18 protein-coding genes and 1 pseudogene are annotated in these 18176 nt (G+C 72.5%); 3 read left to right on the plus strand and 16 right to left on the minus strand.

The genetic code is table 11. The features are described 5' to 3' along the window. Positions 1-240: 240 nt before the first annotated feature. Positions 241-1465, plus strand: a pseudogene (locus G448_RS17850) (IS110 family RNA-guided transposase). Positions 1466-1548: 83 nt separating this feature from the next. Here G448_RS17850 and G448_RS0113060 read toward each other — a convergent pair. Genes G448_RS0113060 through G448_RS0113070 form a run of 3 tightly spaced genes read right to left on the minus strand, consistent with a single transcriptional unit; the run spans position 1549 to position 2952 of the window. After that, positions 1549-1758 (minus strand): helix-turn-helix transcriptional regulator, encoded by a 210-nt coding sequence (locus G448_RS0113060; RefSeq protein ID WP_425393666.1) that lies wholly within the window; start codon positions 1756-1758, stop codon positions 1549-1551. 31 nt (positions 1759-1789) lie between these two features. Next, positions 1790-2167: a hypothetical protein gene (locus G448_RS0113065; RefSeq protein WP_156911054.1), complete on the minus strand. Its 378-nt coding sequence runs from the start codon at positions 2165-2167 to the stop codon at positions 1790-1792. A 35-nt stretch (positions 2168-2202) separates the two neighbouring features. After that, positions 2203-2952, minus strand: a complete 750-nt coding sequence (locus G448_RS0113070) for a CPBP family intramembrane glutamic endopeptidase (protein ID WP_051269082.1) — start codon at positions 2950-2952, stop codon at positions 2203-2205. 123 nt (positions 2953-3075) lie between these two features. On the opposite strand from G448_RS0113070, the gene G448_RS0113075 reads away from it, so the two are divergent. Together G448_RS0113075 and G448_RS16695 are read left to right on the plus strand one after the other, a co-directional pair. Then, on the plus strand, positions 3076-3711 hold the full coding sequence (locus tag G448_RS0113075; RefSeq protein ID WP_026408342.1) for an NAD(P)H-dependent oxidoreductase: 636 nt from the start codon (positions 3076-3078) through the stop codon (positions 3709-3711). A 127-nt stretch (positions 3712-3838) separates the two neighbouring features. Further along, positions 3839-4339 (plus strand): DUF488 domain-containing protein, encoded by a 501-nt coding sequence (locus tag G448_RS16695; protein WP_084436785.1) that lies wholly within the window; start codon positions 3839-3841, stop codon positions 4337-4339. Here the strand turns inward: G448_RS16695 and G448_RS17190 are convergent. The 13 genes from G448_RS17190 to G448_RS0113150 form a co-directional block, all read right to left on the minus strand. Further along, positions 4303-4542, minus strand: a complete 240-nt coding sequence (locus G448_RS17190) for a hypothetical protein (protein WP_026408343.1) — start codon at positions 4540-4542, stop codon at positions 4303-4305. The two genes, G448_RS16695 and G448_RS17190, sit on opposite strands and share 37 nt — an antisense overlap. 750 nt (positions 4543-5292) lie before the next feature. Continuing rightward, a complete protein-coding gene (locus G448_RS16705; RefSeq protein ID WP_245572342.1) occupies positions 5293-6969 on the minus strand; it encodes a DEAD/DEAH box helicase in 1677 nt (558 codons plus the stop codon). Between the two features lie 325 nt (positions 6970-7294). Further along, complete coding sequence (locus tag G448_RS0113095) at positions 7295-8698, minus strand: GntP family permease (protein WP_026408344.1); 1404 nt, start codon at positions 8696-8698, stop codon at positions 7295-7297. Positions 8699-8752: 54 nt separating this feature from the next. Then, positions 8753-9265: a gluconokinase gene (locus G448_RS0113100; RefSeq protein ID WP_026408345.1), complete on the minus strand. Its 513-nt coding sequence runs from the start codon at positions 9263-9265 to the stop codon at positions 8753-8755. A 154-nt stretch (positions 9266-9419) separates the two neighbouring features. Continuing rightward, positions 9420-10397, minus strand: coding sequence for an AEC family transporter (locus G448_RS0113105; RefSeq protein WP_026408346.1), 978 nt, complete (start codon positions 10395-10397; stop codon positions 9420-9422). Positions 10398-10406: 9 nt separating this feature from the next. Beyond that, entirely contained in the window at positions 10407-11393 is a 987-nt protein-coding gene (locus G448_RS0113110) for an endonuclease/exonuclease/phosphatase family protein (protein WP_026408347.1), read from the minus strand. 1 nt (position 11394) lies between these two features. After that, positions 11395-11844, minus strand: a complete 450-nt coding sequence (gene msrB, locus G448_RS0113115) for a peptide-methionine (R)-S-oxide reductase MsrB (protein ID WP_156911069.1) — start codon at positions 11842-11844, stop codon at positions 11395-11397. Between the two features lie 384 nt (positions 11845-12228). Beyond that, a complete protein-coding gene (locus G448_RS0113125) occupies positions 12229-13749 on the minus strand; it encodes a mechanosensitive ion channel family protein (RefSeq protein ID WP_026408349.1) in 1521 nt (506 codons plus the stop codon). 9 nt (positions 13750-13758) lie between these two features. Beyond that, the gene (locus G448_RS19060) at positions 13759-14736 is read right to left on the minus strand and encodes a sensor histidine kinase (protein WP_026408350.1); all 978 of its coding nucleotides are present in this window, start codon (positions 14734-14736) and stop codon (positions 13759-13761) included. A gap of 88 nt (positions 14737-14824) precedes the next feature. Then, the gene (locus G448_RS0113135; RefSeq protein WP_026408351.1) at positions 14825-15613 is read right to left on the minus strand and encodes an ABC transporter; all 789 of its coding nucleotides are present in this window, start codon (positions 15611-15613) and stop codon (positions 14825-14827) included. After that, positions 15591-16631, minus strand: a complete 1041-nt coding sequence (locus G448_RS0113140) for an ABC transporter ATP-binding protein (protein ID WP_026408352.1) — start codon at positions 16629-16631, stop codon at positions 15591-15593. The genes G448_RS0113135 and G448_RS0113140 overlap by 23 nt, the downstream gene beginning before the upstream one ends. Next, positions 16628-16894, minus strand: coding sequence for a hypothetical protein (locus G448_RS0113145; RefSeq protein ID WP_026408353.1), 267 nt, complete (start codon positions 16892-16894; stop codon positions 16628-16630). Before G448_RS0113145 ends, G448_RS0113140 begins: the two co-directional genes overlap by 4 nt. 277 nt (positions 16895-17171) lie before the next feature. Then, positions 17172-17918, minus strand: coding sequence for a response regulator transcription factor (locus G448_RS0113150; protein WP_026408354.1), 747 nt, complete (start codon positions 17916-17918; stop codon positions 17172-17174). Positions 17919-18176: the final 258 nt, after the last annotated feature.

The following is an 18176-nucleotide window of genomic DNA, read 5'->3' on the forward strand; positions in this document are numbered from 1 at the left end:
CGCCCGTTACCTTGTTGGTGGTCCCGGGTGGTCCGGGGCTGGGCCAGCTGCTGTGGGCACGGGTGTCTTGCCCCTGTCTTCTAATGATCCGGGGGGCGAGAGTCACCCGCGGCAGCCGGGCGCTGGTGACCGCTGATAAGGGGAACGGCCCGCTGCGTGTGAGGTCTTTCGCATACGTGGGTGCGGGACCGGTCGTCCACCGGCTGGCCCTGCACCCAGGAGCGAGAGGTGGCAGGAGAGATGGATATCGAGGACATCGACGTCTTCATCGGTACCGGGCGTCGGTAAGGCAGAGCACTGGGCTACGGCCCTGAGCCAGGAAGGGCGGAAAGTCCTCGACAGGACCCTACCCAACGACGAGGAGCGCCTGCGCGCTCTCTACAAGAAGCTGGCCGATCATGGGAACCTGCTGGTGGTGGTCGACCAGCCCGCCACCATCGGGGCCCTGGCCGTGGCGGTGGCTCAGGACATGGGCATCACCGTGGGCTACCTGCCCGGACTGTCCATGAGACGCATCGCTGACCTGACGCCGGGCAGCGCCAAGACCGACGCCAAGGACGCTGCCGTCATCGCCCAGGCCGCCAGGACCATGCCCCACACTCTGCATGCCATTAGCACCTCGGACGAGGAGACCGCAGCGCTGAGCATGCTGACTGGCTTCGACCTGGACCTGGCCCGCCAGGTCAACCAGACCGAGGGCCGGATCCGGGGCCAGTCGTTCACCCAGACCCCGCCCAGCCCTCGAGACCGTGGTGGGGCCCTGGCCGGGCGCACGACTCCGTCCTGGAGGCCCGTCGCCGCCCGGCACCGCCCCAGCCGACCTGAAGCGAGCGGGCAAGGCAAGGATTGACGCCAAGCTCAAGAAGCACGGGTGCAGGCGGCACGCCACCTGGGCAGCCCAGATCGGCTCGGCCCTGGAGCACCAGACCGTGGTGGTCGCCGGCACCGACGCCGCCGCAGTGGTTCTGCCCCACCTGGCCAGGCAGCTCATCGCCCTGCACGCTCAGCGGGCCGATGTCGCCGCCCAGGACAGTGGCCCTGGCGGGGGCCCACCCTCATGTGCCAGGTCCTGACCACCCGTGCCCGGGATCAGGGGTCCCGGCCGCCGCCGTCCTTGCTGGCCCAGACCCCGGGACAAGGACCTCCAGTCACCGGAGCCCACCTGGCCTCCTACGCCGGCCTGGCACCGGTAACCAGGAGATCGGGCTCATCGATCCGTGGCGAGCACGTCTCCCACGGCGGCAACAAGAGGCTCAAGCGCGCCATGTTCCCCTCTGCCTTCGCCTCACTGCGCTCCGACCCCGTCAGCCAGGCCTACTACCAGCGCAAACGCCAACAGGGGAAACGTCACAACCAGGCCGTCCTCGCCCTGGCCCACCGCCGCATCCCGACCCTGCACACCACGATCCGCAACCACACCCTCTACACCCCCCAACCAGCCACGAAACTACCCACCGCCGCTTGACACACCACATAGGGCCCCCCCCTTCCCGACCGCCGTTCCGCCCGGGCACGCCACTGGGCGCCGGAACGGTTCCTCCCGTTCCGTCAGCCCCATCGGCCGCCGGCCGCACCGCCGTCGTCGGGGCTGAAGACCTCGTCCACGCGCAGCTCGAACACGGCGGCGATCGCGAAGGCCAGGCGCAGCGACGGGTCGTACTTGCCGTTCTCAATGGCGATGATCGTCTGCCGCGAGACCCCCAGCGTCTCGCCGAGCTCCGCCTGGGTCCAGCGCCGCTTCCGGCGCAACCCTCGCACACGGTTCCACATCGCGGGCGGCCGGCGCTGCTCAGGTGTAGCGCCGACGGGCCAGGTAGCCCCCGAGCAGCCAACCGGCCATGAGAATCGCGAAGGCCCACATGAAGGACAGCTCGGCCAGACCGAAGACCTGGAAGATCCCGACGACCAGGACGACCGGCGCCCCGACGGCGAATCCGATGGCGAGGGACTCCACCATGACGCCGCGGGCGAGCTCGTCCGCCTCTCGCCACAGCAGCATGACCGCGCGCACGATCAGTACGATCGAGGGCAGCACGACGAGGGCGCTGAGCATCCGCCACGGCGGGGTGAGGGCGCGTCCGACGAGCAGGGCGACGGGGAGCAGGACGCAGTAGGACGCCATCGCCGCGAAGAAGCGGACGAGATAACGACGAGTGGAGGGCTCCATGCCCTGAATTCTATTCATCGGTCTCGTCTTCCCCCTCACGCGAGCGCCGCGAGCAGCAGCGGAAGCCCGAGCCCGAGCAGGTCGAGCAGCCAGTGCCCGACGACCAGCGGCACCACCCGCCTGCGCCACAGGAGCAGTCCGGCGAACATGAGCCCGATCAGGAAGGTGCGGGCAACAGCGGCGACCATCGCCCGGGGGTCGGACGGGGCGAAGGCGATGTGCTGGAGGGCGAAGACGGCGGAGGCGGTGAGCACGGCCCCGGTCAGTCCCACGCGCCCCTGGAGGCGGGGCTGAAGGTAGCCGCGGTAGAGCGTCTCCTCGGCCAGCCCGATGGTCGCCGGCATGATCACGACGCCGACCAGGGCGATCCACAGGGGCGCCGCACCGTACGCCGTCGTCGTCGGCGGCGGCCCCTGGTAGGCGATGAGATTGGCGATGAAGGAGGCGGGGACCCAGACGAGCGCGACGATGAGCCCGCAGAGCAGACCCCGGGCGAGGTCGCCTCCCCGCACGGGTCGCAGAAGATCGGCCAGGCCGCGCCCCTCGGCGCGCAGGAGGCGGTGGACCAGCAGGAGCGTGACGACGTCGATCGGGATGATGAGGATGTTCATCCACAGCAGAGAGCGGCCCGCCGCCACGAGTGCGGCGCCGATGGCGATGAGCAGGGCGGGGCGCAGCCCCATGGCCAGGGCGAGCCGGGGCCACGGGGTGGAGACGACGGGAGCCGCGGCGTCGACGATGCGCGCACGGGCACCCTCGGATGCGGAAGCAGGGGAATCGGTCATGTGCAAAATGTATGGTTTCCTTGACATTCATGTCAAGAAGCCTTCACATTTCGGAATGAAATCCTTCGCTCAGGGGACTTCCCGATGCCCACACCCCGCACTCTTTCCCTACGCTGGTCCGACGTGAGCACCACAACGCCGCGACCCGCTGCCCGCAAGCCCCGCCTCCTCGTCGTCGCCGGGCACCCCGACCCGCAGAGCTACTCGCACGCGTTGGCCCGCGCGTACGCCGACACCGCGCGCCAGGCCGGCGCCGCCGTCACCGTCATCGATCTCGCCACGACCGACTTCGACCCGGTTCTGCGCGGGGGCTACCGGACGCGCATGCCGGAGGACCCCTTCATCACCCTCTCGCAGAACGAGCTCATCACCTGCGACCACCTGGCCCTGGCCTTCCCCACCTGGTGGTCGGCCGAGCCCTCCCTCCTCAAGGGATGGTTCGACCGGGTCCTGACCCCCGGTATCGCCTATCGATACCGGCCCGGCAAGCTGATGCCCGAGCGGCTGCTCGACGGTCGTACGGCCTCCATCATCACGACGTCCCACGGACCGACCCTGTGGACCCGCCTGGCACCGGGAGGATCGGTGGCACGCGTCGGACGCTCCGTCCTCGGCTACTGCGGCATGCGCGTGACCCAGCGCCTCGTCCTGGGCGGGATGGAGGGCGAGGACGACACCCCGCAGCGTCGTCGGGACTTCCTGAAGCGGACCGCCGACGCGGCGATGCGCCAGGTCGAGGACATCAGACGGTCCCGGTGAGGACGTTGCGGAACTCTGCACGAGATACTCTGAGTGGAGTGCTCGAACTCACGGCGCGTCGGCGCAGAGCGAGGCAGGATGCAGTCAGTGCATCAGTACGTACTGCCGAGCGCGGTTGGAGGTCGCTATGACTGGTCGTTTAGTCGGCTGGGGTTACCAGGGCAGGAGCCTTGATGAGCTGGTGGAGGACATGCGGACGCACGGAGCGACACGATTGGTCGACGTCAGGCTGACGCCGATATCGCGGGTGAGGGGCTTTTCCAAGGGCCGCCTGCGCGACCGACTGGAGGCCGAGGGCCTGACCTACGAACACCGGCCGGAACTCGGCAACCCGAAGGACAACCGAGCCGGTTACGCCGAACCGAACACTCCTGCCGCGAATAAGGCGCACCTGCGCTACTACACGGAGGTCGTCGACTCCAAGGCGGGCAATCGGGAGATCGAGCGGTTGGCCACGCTTATCGACGAGGACGAGGTCATCTTCATCCTGTGCTTCGAGCGCGAGCAGGAGTGCTGCCACCGCGCCCAGGTCATTGACGCGGTCGATATGATGCGCGGTCCCGCCTTCTGCGAGAAGATCCTGCTCGCTGATCAGAAGAGCGTGCTCGCATCCGCGCGAGCACGCTGAACCTCTCTGACGGACGGGTAGTAGATGCTGAGCACGGAGAAGGACCGGCGTTTGCTCGCACTGGCGTTGTTGCCCAGGATGAAGCACGTATCTCTGCGGGGGTCGAGCATGCGGGCCTCGAACATGTCGCGCACCCACGTCCCGACGTCGGCACGGCGCATCTGGGCCCTGCGCTGAAGGGCGGTAAGCTCCCAGTCGAGCACTCCCTGCTCGTGTCCCGAGCAGCCCGCCCCCCGCACCTGTAACGATACCAGGCCTGCAGAGGCGGGTTCTCCAACGGAGGAGCGTCATTGTGCCCGAGGCCGCCGAGCGGAAGCGGTGCTTGTCGCTCCCATTTCTGCAAGGACCGCTGTTGCGATGCGGACCATCCCCTATGCGGCTTAAGGACCAAGGAGGCGTCCCGAGGGCGGACAATACCGAGGGACGTCGCGTTGACGTCTTCGCGTGTCCCGGCGATCAACCGGCACGTGGTCGTCCGCTCTATCCGGTCCATGAGCAGATATCTTGCGCTCCCGGGCTCGTATCTGCGCTCGATGGCGATGTTGGCGAGATCGACCCTGAGACTCTCGGGGCGTCCGTCCCTCTTCGGCTGCTTCACGTCGACAGCGACCACCGTGTACTTCTGAAACTGCGAAGCCGAATCAAGGTGGCGGAATGGAATCGGGTAGAGCCTCACCCAGCGCATGGGACCGGGCGATAGCGCGACGCCGGCGACGCAGACGGTGTCCTCGTATGTCGCCGAAGGCGTCGGGGTGGTTTTAACAAGGATCAGGACCTCGATTCGCCGTCCAGCCCTGTCAAGGGTACGCGCCCGCTCGATCGTCTCATCCATGCCCCGGCCCTCGTTGGCGATTCCTGTTCGACCCGAGCAGAAGCGTACGACAGCCGGACGGAAGTCCACGGATAGCTGCAAGACCGCGGTACGACGAACGGGCCGTTCCGGGCCCCGCGCGTCAGCGGCGCACGGCCGAACGGTCGCCGTGGGAGCGCCCCCGCGCCCCTCTCCGTCCCCGGCTGCTCCGGCCGGCACCGCTCCGCCCGGCGTTCCTCCGACGACCGACGCTCCTCCGCCCGCGCGGCGCACCGTGCCCGGCTCCATCGCCGCCTCCGCCGCGACCGCCGCGACGAGGCCGGCCATCGCCGCCTCCCGACCCGGCGGGCCCGTGCGTCGGGCGACCCGGTGCCGGGGCGGTGCTCGATCTGCGGCCGCCTGCGCGCGCCGTCGACGCCGTCGGGCGTCCCGCGCCCGGGACACCGCCCTTGATGGCGACGCCCTCGGGCATGTCCTCCGCGGCGACCGGGGGCGCGACCCGGCCGACCAGCGCGGTCACGGCGTCGTCGGCGGGGCGGATGCGCTCGATGCCGGCCCTGATCCCGGCCTTCCTGATCAGCATCCGGACGTCGTTCCCCTGCTCGGGCAGCACGAGGGTGACCACGGTTCCGGCGGCACCGGCGCGGGCGGTGCGGCCCGACCGGTGCAGGTAGGCCTTGTGCTCGGCGGGCGGATCGACGTGGACGACCAGCTCCACTCCGGAGATGTCGATGCCGCGGGCGGCGATGTCGGTGGCGACCATGACGTGGACCTGGCCGGATGAGAAGGCGCGCATGGCCCGCTCACGGGCGCTCTGGCTCATATTGCCCTGGAGCTCGACGGCGGGGATGCCATCCCGGGTGAGCCTGCGCGCCAGGCGCCTGGCCAAGTGCTTGGTGCGGGTGAACAGGATCCGCCGCCCGGTGCCGGAGGCGAGGCGTCGCACGACGTCGTCCTTGGCGCTCCTGTCCGCCATCATCCACACGCGGTGGTCCATGTCGGTCGGGGACGTCGAGGAGTCGACGGCGTGGTGGAGCGGGTCGTGGAGGAACTCCTCGACGATCCTGTCCACGCCGTTGTCCAGGGTGGCGGAGAAGAGCAGGCGCTGACCGCGGGCCGGGGTGGCGCGCATGATGCGGCGCACGCCGGGCAGGAAGCCGAGGTCGGCCATGTGATCGGCCTCGTCGAGAACGGTCATGCTCACGTCGTCGAGGCTGACGACGCCCTGCCCCATGAGGTCGAGGAGGCGCCCCGGGCAGGCGACGACGATATCGACGGCCCCGGCCAGGGCCCTCTCCTGGGGCCTCTGGGACACGCCGCCGAAGATGGTGGTCACGCTCAGCGAGACGGCGTCGGCCAGGGGCCTGATGGTCTCGGCGATCTGGCCGGCGAGCTCGCGGGTCGGAGCCAGGACCAGGCCGATGGGATGGCCGGCGCGCGCCACGTCCTCCTCGGCGAGGCGCTGGACGAGGGGCAGGGCGAAGGCGAGGGTCTTGCCGGACCCGGTGCGCCCGCGGCCGAGCACATCGCGACCGGCGAGGGTGTCGGGCAGGGTGGCGGTCTGGATGGGGAAGGGCGCGGTGAAACCGCGGGAGCCGAGGTCCGCCACGAGGTCCGGATCCACGCCCAGGGAGGCGAAGGTCGCAGCCGGAGTCGTCGGGGTCGTCGGAGTGCTCGGGGCCGCCGGTGAGGCCCCGCCGGCGCGGCGGGTCGCGGAGCGGGTCGGGGCAGGGGCCCGGCGGGAGGCGGCAGGGCGACCGCCGGCTCCGGACATCCCGGAGCGGGGAGGGGTGCGCGTGGTGGGCACGGTGGTGGGCACGGAAGTCCTGTCGTTCGGGACCGGGCGCACGTCGGACGCGGATCGGTCGGGGCGTGCGCGTCGGTGCGTGGAGGTGCCGGCGTTCGGGGCTCGACGGCGCGGCGCCGTCAGTGGACGTGCGCGCACCGGAGCCGAGGCACCAGCCGGGCCACGGCGGGCTGCCGGGCCGAGGACGTACTCTTCCACGCACCGCCGCTCCGCGCCATGACGTGCGCCTCACCCGTGGGTCCCGCGGGCCGAGCCCGTCCCGTCGTCCGACGTGGAAGCCGGGTCGGCGGGCGCCCGGGCCCCGCGGGCCGAGCCCGCCCGCCGCGCGGCAAGGCCGCTAGAGCACCCCGAGGCCGAGCGCGATGACGCCGATGACCACCATGGCGGTCACCGACAGGATGGTCTCCATGAGCGACCAGGTCTTGAAGGTCTGCCCCACCGTCAACCCGAAGTACTCCTTGACCAGCCAGAAGCCGGCGTCGTTGACGTGGGAGAGGAACACCGAGCCAGCACCGATCGCCAGCACGAGGAGGGCGATTTCGATGGAGGGCATGTCGGCGGCGAGCGGCGCCATGATCCCCGCGGCCGTGACGGTGGCGACGGTCGCCGATCCCGTGGCCAGGCGCACCGCGACGGCGACGAGCCAGCCCGCCAGCAGCTCCGGGACGGCGGCCTGCTGGATCCAGGTGGCGATGATGCCGGCGATGCCGGAGTCGACGAGGGTCTGCTTGAAGCCGCCCCCGGCGCCCACGATGAGCAGGATCCCGGCGATCGGCCCGAGGGAGGCGCCCACCCGGCCGGACACCTCGTCGGCGCGCAGGCCCAGGCGCGTGCCGAACAGGCGCATCGCGACCAGGACGGTGATCAGCAGCGCCACGACGGGCTGGCCGATGAACAGGGCGGCGTGCGCGAGAGGATTGGTCGTGTCCTCGGGCACCAGGGTCTCCACGACGGTGCGCAGGAGCATGAGCACCACGGGCAGCAGGATGACGGACAGGGAGGCGCCGAAGGACGGGCGCGGCCCCTCGTGGGCCCGGTCGGAGCCGCCGAGCGGCTCGGGCGCCTCGACGGGGACCCACCCGGCCATGACGCGCGCGGCCAGGGGGCCGGAGATGATGACGGTGGGCACGGCCACCAGCAGCCCCAGCCCGAGGGTCATCCCGAGGTTCGCGCCGACGGCGTCGATGGCGATGAGCGGGCCGGGGTGCGGGGGCACGAGGCCGTGGAGGGCGGACAGGCCGGCGAGCGCCGGCACACCGACCAGGACGAGCGGCTGGCGGGCGCGCCGCGCGACGATCATGACCACGGGGATGAGCAGGACGATGCCGACCTCGAAGAACAGCGGGATGCCCACGACGAAGGCGATGAGCGCCATGGCCCAGGGCAGCCGCGGACCGGACGTGCGCGCCAGGATCGTATCGACGATCTGGTCGGCGCCGCCGGAGTCGATGAGGAGCCTGCCGATGATCGCCCCGAAGGCGATGAGCACGCCCACGTCGCCGATGGTCGATCCCAGCCCGCGGGTGAAGGCCTTGAAGGTGTCGGTCAGCGGGACGCCGGCGGCGACGGCGAGCACCGCCGAGCCGAGGGTGAGCGCGAGGAAGGGGTGCATCCTGCTCCACACGATGAGCACGACGATGACGGCGACGCCGAGGACGGCCGCGATGATGAGCCGCGTGCTGCTGTCGGAATGGGTCACCGCGTCGGCGGCGGGAAGGGCCAGCATGGCTGTGGACGTCATTGTCGTCTCCGGATTGCGAGGTGACGGGTCGCCGGAAGCGGGGCGAGTGAGGGATCAGGCGTGCTCAAGAGCGGCGAGGATGGCGTCGAACGTCTCCTCGGGAGTGCCCCGCGAGACCACGGTGACGCCGTCCTCGTCGTCGTCCAGGGGCTGGAGGGCGGCGAACTGGGAGGGCAGCAGGGCGGGGGGCATGAAGTGGCCCTCGCGCAGGGCCATGCGCTCGCGCAGCTCCTCGGGGCGGGCGGTCAGGTGGATGAAGAAGACACGGCCGTCGGCGCCGGACAGGAGGTCCCGGTAGGAGCGCTTGAGCGCGGAGCAGGTGACGATGGTCCTGACCCCCTCGGCGGCGCGCGCGCTCATCCAGTCGCGCAGGGACTTCAGCCAGGGCCATCGGTCCTCGTCGGTCAGAGGGATGCCCTCGCTCATCTTGGCGATGTTGGCGGGCGGGTGGAAGTCGTCGGCCTCGGCGACGGGCCACCCGAGGGCGCGGTGGAGGTTGTCGGCGGCGGTCGTCTTGCCGCAGCCCGCCACACCCATGAGGATGAGGTGCTCAACGGAGGTGTTCACGCGATCTCCTCGATCGACGTCCGCGACGTCGCTCGACATCGTTGTCGATCACCGATACTACCGCCGCGACCTCCCCGGTGTCCCGGGCGCGCGTCAGCCCGGCTCACCGTAGGGCGGAGCGGGACGAGGCCGAGGACGGTGTCCCGGGCGCGCGTCAGCCCAGCACCGCGGCCGCGATCAGGACGACCGGGACGAAGCCGGCGGTCGTCACCAGAACCGCGTCACGGGCCAGCGGCTTGGCCGCCCCGTAGCGCGAGGCGTACATGAAGACGTTCTGGGCGGTCGGCAGTGCGGCGGTGGTGACGGGCACCAGGAGCTCCGCCCCGCGCAGGCCCAGACCGAGCCCGAGCGCCCCCGCCAGACCGGGCGCCACGAGCAGCTTCCACCCCACCGCCCAGCGCAGGGCCGCCCGACTGGCGGCGTCATGGACCGGCTCGGGCGGCACCGCCGGGGCGCCGTCGGGCAGCGGGGCGCGCATGCGCGAGGCGGCCAGGCTCATGCCCAGGGAGAGCATCATGAGCGGCACGGCGATGCGCCCGAGGGAATCGAGGGTCTCGCGCAGGTGCCCGCCGGCGACGCCGGCGAGGTCCACCCCGCCGGCATTGACCGCGACCCCGGCCACCACGGCCAGCAGCAGGGGATTGCGCAGCGGGACGGTCAGGGTCGCCAGACGCGAGGGACTGCCGCGATGGGTGGCGGAGTCCAGGATCGCGAAGGTCGTCGGGGTGATGACGAGGAGCTGGAGGAGCAGGACCGGGGCGATGGCGGCGGCGTCGCCCAGGACCAGGACGAGGACGGGGATGCCGAGGTTGGCGGCGTTGACGTAGCCGGAGGCGAGCGCGCCGATGGTCGCCTCCGCCGTCGAGCGGCGCAGCAGGACGCGGTGCAGCGCCCAGGCGCTCAGGATCGCCAGCACCTCGGCCGCCAGCGCGGCGAGCGCGCCGGGACTGGCCACCGCCCCCAGGTCGGCGTCCGCCAGGGTGCCGATCAGCAGCGCCGGGGTGGCGGCGAAGAAGCAGACGCGGGTGAGCACGGCGTCCGCGTCGCGGGGCACGGCGCCGGTGCGCACCAGCAGCCAGCCGACGCCGATCACGACGGCGAAGACGGCGAGACCGCCGACGACATCACCCACGGGCGCGCCTCAGCCGACCGGTTCGAGGTCCACCCACGTGCCGGCGTGGTCGGAGACGACGAAGGTGCGGGTTCCCCAGGCGGTGGCCCGCAGGAGGGGGTAGCGGCGCCCGCTCCAGACGGGTGCGGGCGCCACCGGGAAGGCGGGGGCCCCGTTGACGCCGGTGGGCCAGGGGTCGGTCAGGACGTGATCGATGCGATGGTCGGGGCGGGCGGCCGGATAGGTGGGGCCCTCCCCCACCTGACGACCGATTCCGAGGGGGACCAGCTCCTCGGTCCGCAGGTTGTAGTCCCCCGCCAGGAGGTGGGGGCCGGGCAGGGTGGCGAGCGCGCCCCAGGCCGCCGCGAGCTGCCGGGCGGCCGTATCGGTGCGGGTGGCCAGGTGGGTGGTGCCGACCGACAGCGCATCGACGCCCGCGGCCGCGGCGTCCGCCGGGGCCAGGGCCAGCGTGGCGGTCAGCAGGTTGCGCATGGTGGACGTCGCCAGGTCGTAGCCACGGGGGTCCCAGATCGGGTGGTCGCCGCGGCGCGAGACGGTGGCCGGACCGCGTCCGAGGCGCCTCACGCGCCAGGCGGTCACCGGGTGACGGGCGAGCAGGGCGTTGCCGAAGCCCGCCGGCGGGCGGCCCAGCAGGGCGCGGCCCAGGCCGAGCGCGTCGTCGGCGTGCTCGGTCAGGGCGGAGCGCCGGGGGCGTCGACGCAGCCCGGCGACGGGCCCGGCGTAGGCGGCGGCGAAGCGGTGGCTCTCCCAGCCGAGCAGCTCCGCCAGAACGGCGGTCTGGTCGAGGAAGCCGGAGCGGGCCTGCCCGGTGTCGACCTCCTGGAGGGCGACGACGTCGGGGGAGAGCTCGTGGATCTGCTCGGCCAGGGCCGCCAGCACGGAGCGGGCCGCCGTCGGGTCGCGGATGTCCGCGTCGGCGACGCCAGGGCCCGGAGCCTCGTCCGCCCCCGCCCCGGGAAGCGCATGCTGGATGTTGAGGCTCAGGAGGCGCAGCATGTCACCCCTCCTGCGCGCCGGCGCCCGACGCACCGCCGGCGGCGCCCGACGCGTCGGCATCGAAGGTCAGGCTCACGGAGTTCATGCAATAGCGCTGGCCGGTGGGGGTGCCGGGCGCGTCATCGAAGACGTGGCCGAGGTGGGAGTCGCAGGCGGCGCAACGGACCTCGGTGCGCACCATCCCGTGACTGGTATCGGTGCGCAGAGTCACGGCATCGGAGTCCGACGGGTCGTAGAAGGAGGGCCAGCCGCACCCCGAGTCGAACTTGGCGACGGAGCGGAACAGCTCCGCCCCGCAGCCGCGGCACCGGTAGACGCCCTCGCGCTCCTCGTCCAGGAGGTCTCCGGTGAAGGGGCGCTCGGTGCCGGCCTCGCGCAGGACGTGGTACTCCAGGGGGTCGAGCAGAGCGCGCCACTGGGCGTCGGTGCGGGCGATGGCGGCCGGGTCCAGTCGGGGGGTCGCGGCGGCCTCCGCGCCGTCCCCGTCGGTTGCGCTGGTTGCGTCGGCTCTGCTGGCGGCACTGGCTGCGTTGGCTCCGTTGGCGGTCACGGTCCCATGGTGGCCCGGCTCGGGCGCCGGCGCGAGCGGCGTTCACGCACCGGGAACGCGGGAAGGAGGCGTGACGGGGCGGCGAACGGAACGGCTGCGGGGCGACCAGGAGGGCGGGGCGGCGATCGAGGCGGTCCAGCGCGCGGAACCGCAGTAGGCCGGTCCGGAGTGCGGAGCGGCTCGGCGGCGCGGTGCCCCCGCCGCCGAGCCGCCCCTGAGGCCTCCGCCGCCGTCACCCGGTCGAACCGGCGGTGCTCCCCGCCGCCGGTCCGACCCGCCCCCGGATCATTCGAGGTACTTCTTCTGCTCGTTGGTGGAGATGATGCTCGTGGACTGCCCGGTGGCGGTGTCGGCCTCGTGCCGGGGCAGGGGCGCCTCCTCGCCCCGCCACTCGGCGTCGCGCGCCAGGATCCGGCGTCGGCGCACCTTCTCGCGCCGCGTGCGCCGCAGCCGGGAGTGCCCCTTGGCGGCGGCCCGCACGCGGGCGTCCTCGATGGGATCGTCCTCCTTGGGCAGCCGCACGGCCGTCGTCTCGGCGCCCACGCCGGCGCCGTCGTCGTGCTGAAGGGCGACGAGCTCCTCAGCCAGGCGCGCCACCTCCTCGGGCTGAGGGTCGTGGGTGACCGAGACCTGCTCGATCTCCACACGCGTGCGCGGCAGGGCGTAGGGCGCCTCCTGCTGGAGCCAGGCCACGATCTCCTCGCGGACGTAGCACTGGAGGGTGAAGACGTCGGAGGGGTTCCTGCCGGAGACGGCGATGCGCAGGGTGACCGTGCCCGCGGCGGTATCGGTGACGTCGAGGTTGGCGGTGCGGCCGTCCCAGACGGACGACGAGGCGACCACGCGGGCGAGCTCGGCGCGCACCGAGGCCACCGGCACCCGCCAGTCCAGGTCGAGGGTGAGGGTACCGGTGTGCTGCGTGCCGCGCCGCGACCAGTTGGCGAAGGGGTTCTGCGTGAAGTAGGTCGAGGGGTAGATGAGGCGGCGGTCGTCCCAGACCCGGACGACGACGTAGGTGAGCGTGATCTCCTCGATGTAGCCCTGCTCCTTGCCCAGGACGACGACGTCGTCCACGCGGATGGCATCGGTGACGGCCAACTGAAGGCCGGCGAAGATGTTGCCCAGCATGGACTGCGCGGCGAGACCGGCGATCACCGAGACCAGACCGGCGGAGGCGAGCAGCGAGCCCATGGCCAGGCGGGCGCTGGGGAAGGTCATGATCGCGCCGACCAGGCCGACGACGATGACGATGACCTCGGCGACCCGCCGCAGGATCTGCGCCTGGGTGGTGACGCGGTTGGCGCGGCCGGGGTCGCCGCCGGCGCGCACGCCGCTGACGATGCTGGCCTCGAGCGCCTTGACCAGGCCGACGACGACCCAGGTGACGGCCAGGATGACGCTGATGAACAGGGCCTGGGTGGCGTACTGGGCCCAGTCGGGCGTGGCGACCGCGACGACGGCCAGCTGCGCGCCGAGGTAGGCGCCGAAGAGTCCGCCCATGGCGTACAGGGCGGTGCGCGTGTACCGGCTGATCTCGGCGTACATGGTCTGGCGGCGTCCGAGCATGCGCAGCACGACGACCCCGATGAAGGCGAGGGCGACGCCGATGAGGAGCCCGCCCCCCACCCGCCAGGTGATTTCCCAGACATTGACCGCGGTCTCCTTGGCCGCCTCGACGGTCTGCGTGACATCGGTCGTCGGCGACGAGGTGGGATCGGTCGACGGGGAGGGATCGGTGGTGGCGGTCGCCCGCGCGGCGGGCGCGAGGAGCGCGCTCGCCAGGGCGACGGGAGGAAGGGCGATCATGCCGGCACCCTAGGACCCGGTCCTGGGAGCCGGCTGTGCGAGGACGGAGGGCAGCTCGAGCAGCACCTCGAAGTCCTCCCCCACCAGCCCCGCGCCGACCGTGCCGCCCAGCCTGCCCGCCAGCAGCTCGACGATGCTCAGCCCGAGCCCCGTCCCGGCCGGATCGGAGGACCAGCGGCGCTCCAGGACCCGGGAGGCATCGAGAGCCTCGGGCCGGCGCACCCCGTTGCGCATGCGCAGCCGGACCCGGTCCGCCGTACCGCATCGCGCATCCCCGGCCGCGCCGTCGTCCCCGGCCGCGACCCGGTCCAGCTCGACGCGCAGCCTCCCCCGCCCGTGCTGGACGGCATTGCGCGCGAGGTTGGCGATGATCCGGCGCAGGGCCTCGGGCTCGGTCTGAACGACGAGGGCGTCGGGCGCGCGGGCCTCCACCTCGATACCCGCCGCCTCCAGGGGCCCGGCCAGCCCCGCCAGGCACTGCCCGACCTCCTCGACCAGGTCCACCCGCGTGACCAGCACGCGGTCGGGATCCTCGTCGGGACCCGCGACGTCGTCGCTCAGCCGGGCGTACTCGAAGATCTCATCGACGAGAGCGGTCAGGCGATCGGCGTGGCGGGCCGCCGCGGCCAGGTGGGCGCGCCGGGTCGGGTCGAGCCCGGAGGCGGCGAGCAGCTGCTGGTAGCCGCGCACCGCCGTCAGGGGCGTGCGCAGGTCGTGGGACAGATCGGCGACGAGCTCGCGGTAACGACGCTCGTGGCGCTCCAGGGAGGTGCCGGCCTGTTCGATCTGCGCGATCACGGCGTTGATCTGCACCACCAGCGCCTCCAGGGCGCCGTCCACGAGCTGGAGGTGCACCGGGGCGTGGACACCGTCCTCCCGACGCCGGCGCAGCTGGTCGGTGATGGCGCGCAACTGGCGGCGCACCAGGATCCACCGCACCGTCGCGGCCAGGGCCACCGCCACGGCCGCCAGCGTGATCAGCGCCATCGGCACTCGCCTCCTCGGGGTCCACGGGCTCCGGCGCCCCAGCCTACGGCGGGCGGCCGAGGCCCACCGGTCAGGCGATGTCCGCCGGTCAGGCGATGTCCGCGCGCCGCAGCACCAGCCAGCCCACCACGGCCCACAGGACGAGGAAGGCGGCCGAGACGACCGCGCTCAGCGCCACGTCCGCCCCGGGGCTGGTCAGGTCCAGGGGCAGGTCGGGGGACCAGGGCGTGAATCTGAGCACCGCCGCCCCGGCGTCGCCGTCGGCGACCATCCCCGTCACGCCGTCGAGCAGGAAGCCTCCCGCCAGGCCCGCCGCGGTCACGGCCAGCGGGCGCCGCGAGACGAAGGCGATCGGCAGGCAGAAGCCCAGACGGGCCACCGCCACGAGCGCCGACACCGCCCCCAGCCCGAGCCCGGCCAGGACCCTCGACGCCGTGACCGGCCCCCCGCCCGCGTTGGCGGCGACCCGCAGCGGCGTCGTCGCCAGGAAGGGGGCCAGGTCCCAGCCGGCCGACAGGCACAGGAGCGAGCCGATGACGTACGGCAGCAGGACGACGGCGGTGACCGCGAGCGCCATGACAGTCTTGACGGCCACGTGCACGGACCGGGGCGCCGCCAGCAACCGGTCGTGGACGGTGCGGTTCTCCAGGTCGGAGGCCGCGGCGACGCCGATGAGGAGGCTCCCCAGCAGCGGCAGCGCCATGGCGTCGGAGAAGCCGGCCACCGACCCCGCGATCGACATGTCGTAGGTGCCGTCGGCGATGAGACGGGCGGATACGAAGTAGGCGACGGCCATGGCGCTCGACACCACCAGGGCGATCCACAGGGCGCGCGAGCGCGCCAGGACGTACAGGTCAGCGCGCAGCAGATTGGGCATGGGTCTCCTCCTCCGCACGGGGATCGGAACGGGTGATGGCGGTGCGGGTGCCGCTGCGAGCCGTCTCCTCCTCCGCACGGGGATCGGAACCGATGACGCTCAGGAAGTACTCCTCCAGGCTCTGCCCCTCCTCGGCGATGGTGGTGGGCACGAGGTCGCGGGCGACGAGGCCGCGCACGAGCGCCTCCCGGTCGGACGGCGGGTCGAGGAGGCGGACAGTGCCGTCCTCCAGGACGCTCAGGCGTCCCGCGCCCATCTCCTCCAGGGCGCGCACCAGCCCGGGCGCGTCCGAGCAGCGCAGCGTCAGGCGGCGGGAGCAGCGCTCGGCGAGCTCGGCGTGGTCGAGGGCCCGGCGCAGGCGCCCGCGATCCACGATGAGGTAGTCGGTGGCGGTCTGATAGAGCTCGGGCAGGTTGTGGCTGGAGACGAGGATGGTGGTGCCGCGCTCGCGGGACAGCTCGCTCAGGAGTCGACGCACCTCGACGACGCCGACCGGGTCGAGGCCGTTGACCGGCTCGTCGAGGACCAGCAGCTCGGGACCGGCGACGAGGGCGACGGCGATGCCCAGGCGCTGACGCATGCCCAGGGAGAACTCCCCCACCCGCTTGCCGCCCGCGTCGGCCAGGCCGACGAGCCCGAGCAGCTCGTCCTCCAGCGTCGGCGACGGGATGCCGCGGATGATGCGGTGCAGGTGGAGATTGTCACGGGCGCTCATGCGCAACTCCAGGCCGGGGGCCTCGATGAGGCAGCCCAGGCGCCGCAGGTCGTCCTGGGCCGGGCCGCTGCCGTGGCGCGCGGGGTGGCCGAAGAGCTCGATCTCGCCGTCGGTGGGCGTCACCAGGCCGCAGACCATGCGCATGAGGGTGGTCTTGCCCGCGCCGTTGCGGCCGATGAGGCCGTAGATGCGACCGCGCTCCAGGCGCACGTCGAGATTCTCGACGGCGGTCCCGCCCCTGTAGCGCTTGGTGAGCGAGCGGGTTCGCAGCACCGCGCCGGGGCGGGTGCCGGCGGGCGTCATGCCAGGTTCCAGGGGCGGAAGCCGGTGCGTCCCGTGATGAGGCGGCGCGCCTGCGGCTCGACGAGATGAAGGCGCTCCCCCGGCCCTCTCACGACCACCCCCAGTTCCAGGAGGTGCCCGAGCGCGTCGGTGTGGGAGTGCTTCCATCGTCGCAGCCCGAGCTGCTGCCGCGTGATCCCGGCCCCGGGTTCGGTGGCCCCGGCCGCTGTCAGAGCGGCGATGATGTCGTCCTGCGCCGCGAAGGCGACTGGCGGGTATCCCATTGCTCATCCTCTCCGTTTCACGTCCTGGGACGTGCTGGTGTCTGCGGGTCTCACGCTAGGGCCGCGGTGTTGAGGAGGGGTTGAGCGCGGCGGGAGGATCGTTGAGGAACGGTCGAGGCCGGCCCTGCGCAGTCCGACGGACGCGAGGACAGTGAGAGCCCCTCCAGCGCGAAGGAGGAAAGCCCTGGTGATGGCTGCCCGGAGTCGCCGGTGGCAAGAGCCCCTCCAGCGCGAAGGAGGAAAGACCGAGGTGACCGCGCGTCGCCTCCCGACGGCCTCAGAGCGGGGCCATGCGGTATCCCAGGCCCCAGACGGTCTCGATGTGCTCGACGTCCGGATCGAGCGCCCTCAGCTTGGCGCGCAGGTGGCTCACGTGCGTCTTGACGCCGGTGGTGCCGGCAGTGCCCGCGGCGCCGGCGGCCTCCTCCCCGGCGTCCCCGACCGCCCGGGCGAGCGCCCCCTTGGAGGCGACCCTGTCCGGAGTCGACATGAGCACCTCGAGAACGGTCAGCTCGGCCGGCGTCAGGGGCACGTCCCGATCGGCCAGGCGCGCACGACGGGCCGCCGGCTCCAGGACGAGATCGCCGTGGCGCAGCACCCGGGCGCCGTCGTCGGCGAGGCGGGATCGGCGCAGGAGGGCCTCGATGCGGGCGGTGAGCTCGTCGAGGTCGAAGGGCTTGGTCAGGTAGTCGTCGGCGCCCAGGCGCAGCAGGTCGACCCTGGTCCACACCGCGTCCTTGGCGGAGACGACGATGACCGGGATGACCGGGAGGTCCCGGGCCCGCTCGCGCTCGCGCAGGCGCACGAGCAGGCCGTCACCGGAGACTCGCGGCAGCATGAGATCGAGGACGACGACATCGACGCGGGTGTCGTCGATCAGGTCGAGGGCGGCAGCCGCCTCGGGGGCCCGAGCGACGTCGTACCCCTCGGAGGCCAGATGAGCGGCCATGAGCCGGGACAGGTCGGGGTCGTCCTCGACGACGAGGACGCGCGCATCGCCCGCCCGTCTCCGAGGGGCGTGCACGGGTCCCCGCGCAGCCCCTCGTGCATCCCCCTGCGCAGTGCCCCGCATACCGCCTCCTCCCGGCCGCCTGCGGGAACTCTAGCGGACCGGCGTCCCGGGGATCCTCGACCGCGAGGCGCCCGGCCCGGCCGCCCGCGGGAGCTCCGGGCCGACATGCTGTCCTGGGGACGTGCGGCGTGGAGGGCCCGGCCGCCCGCGGGACCTCCAGCGGACCGGGCACTGGCACGGCGCCCATCCCGGCATGCGCGGCACAACACG

Origin of the sequence: Actinomyces gerencseriae DSM 6844 (assembly GCF_000429265.1) — a bacterium.
Classification (GTDB): domain Bacteria; phylum Actinomycetota; class Actinomycetes; order Actinomycetales; family Actinomycetaceae; genus Actinomyces; species Actinomyces gerencseriae.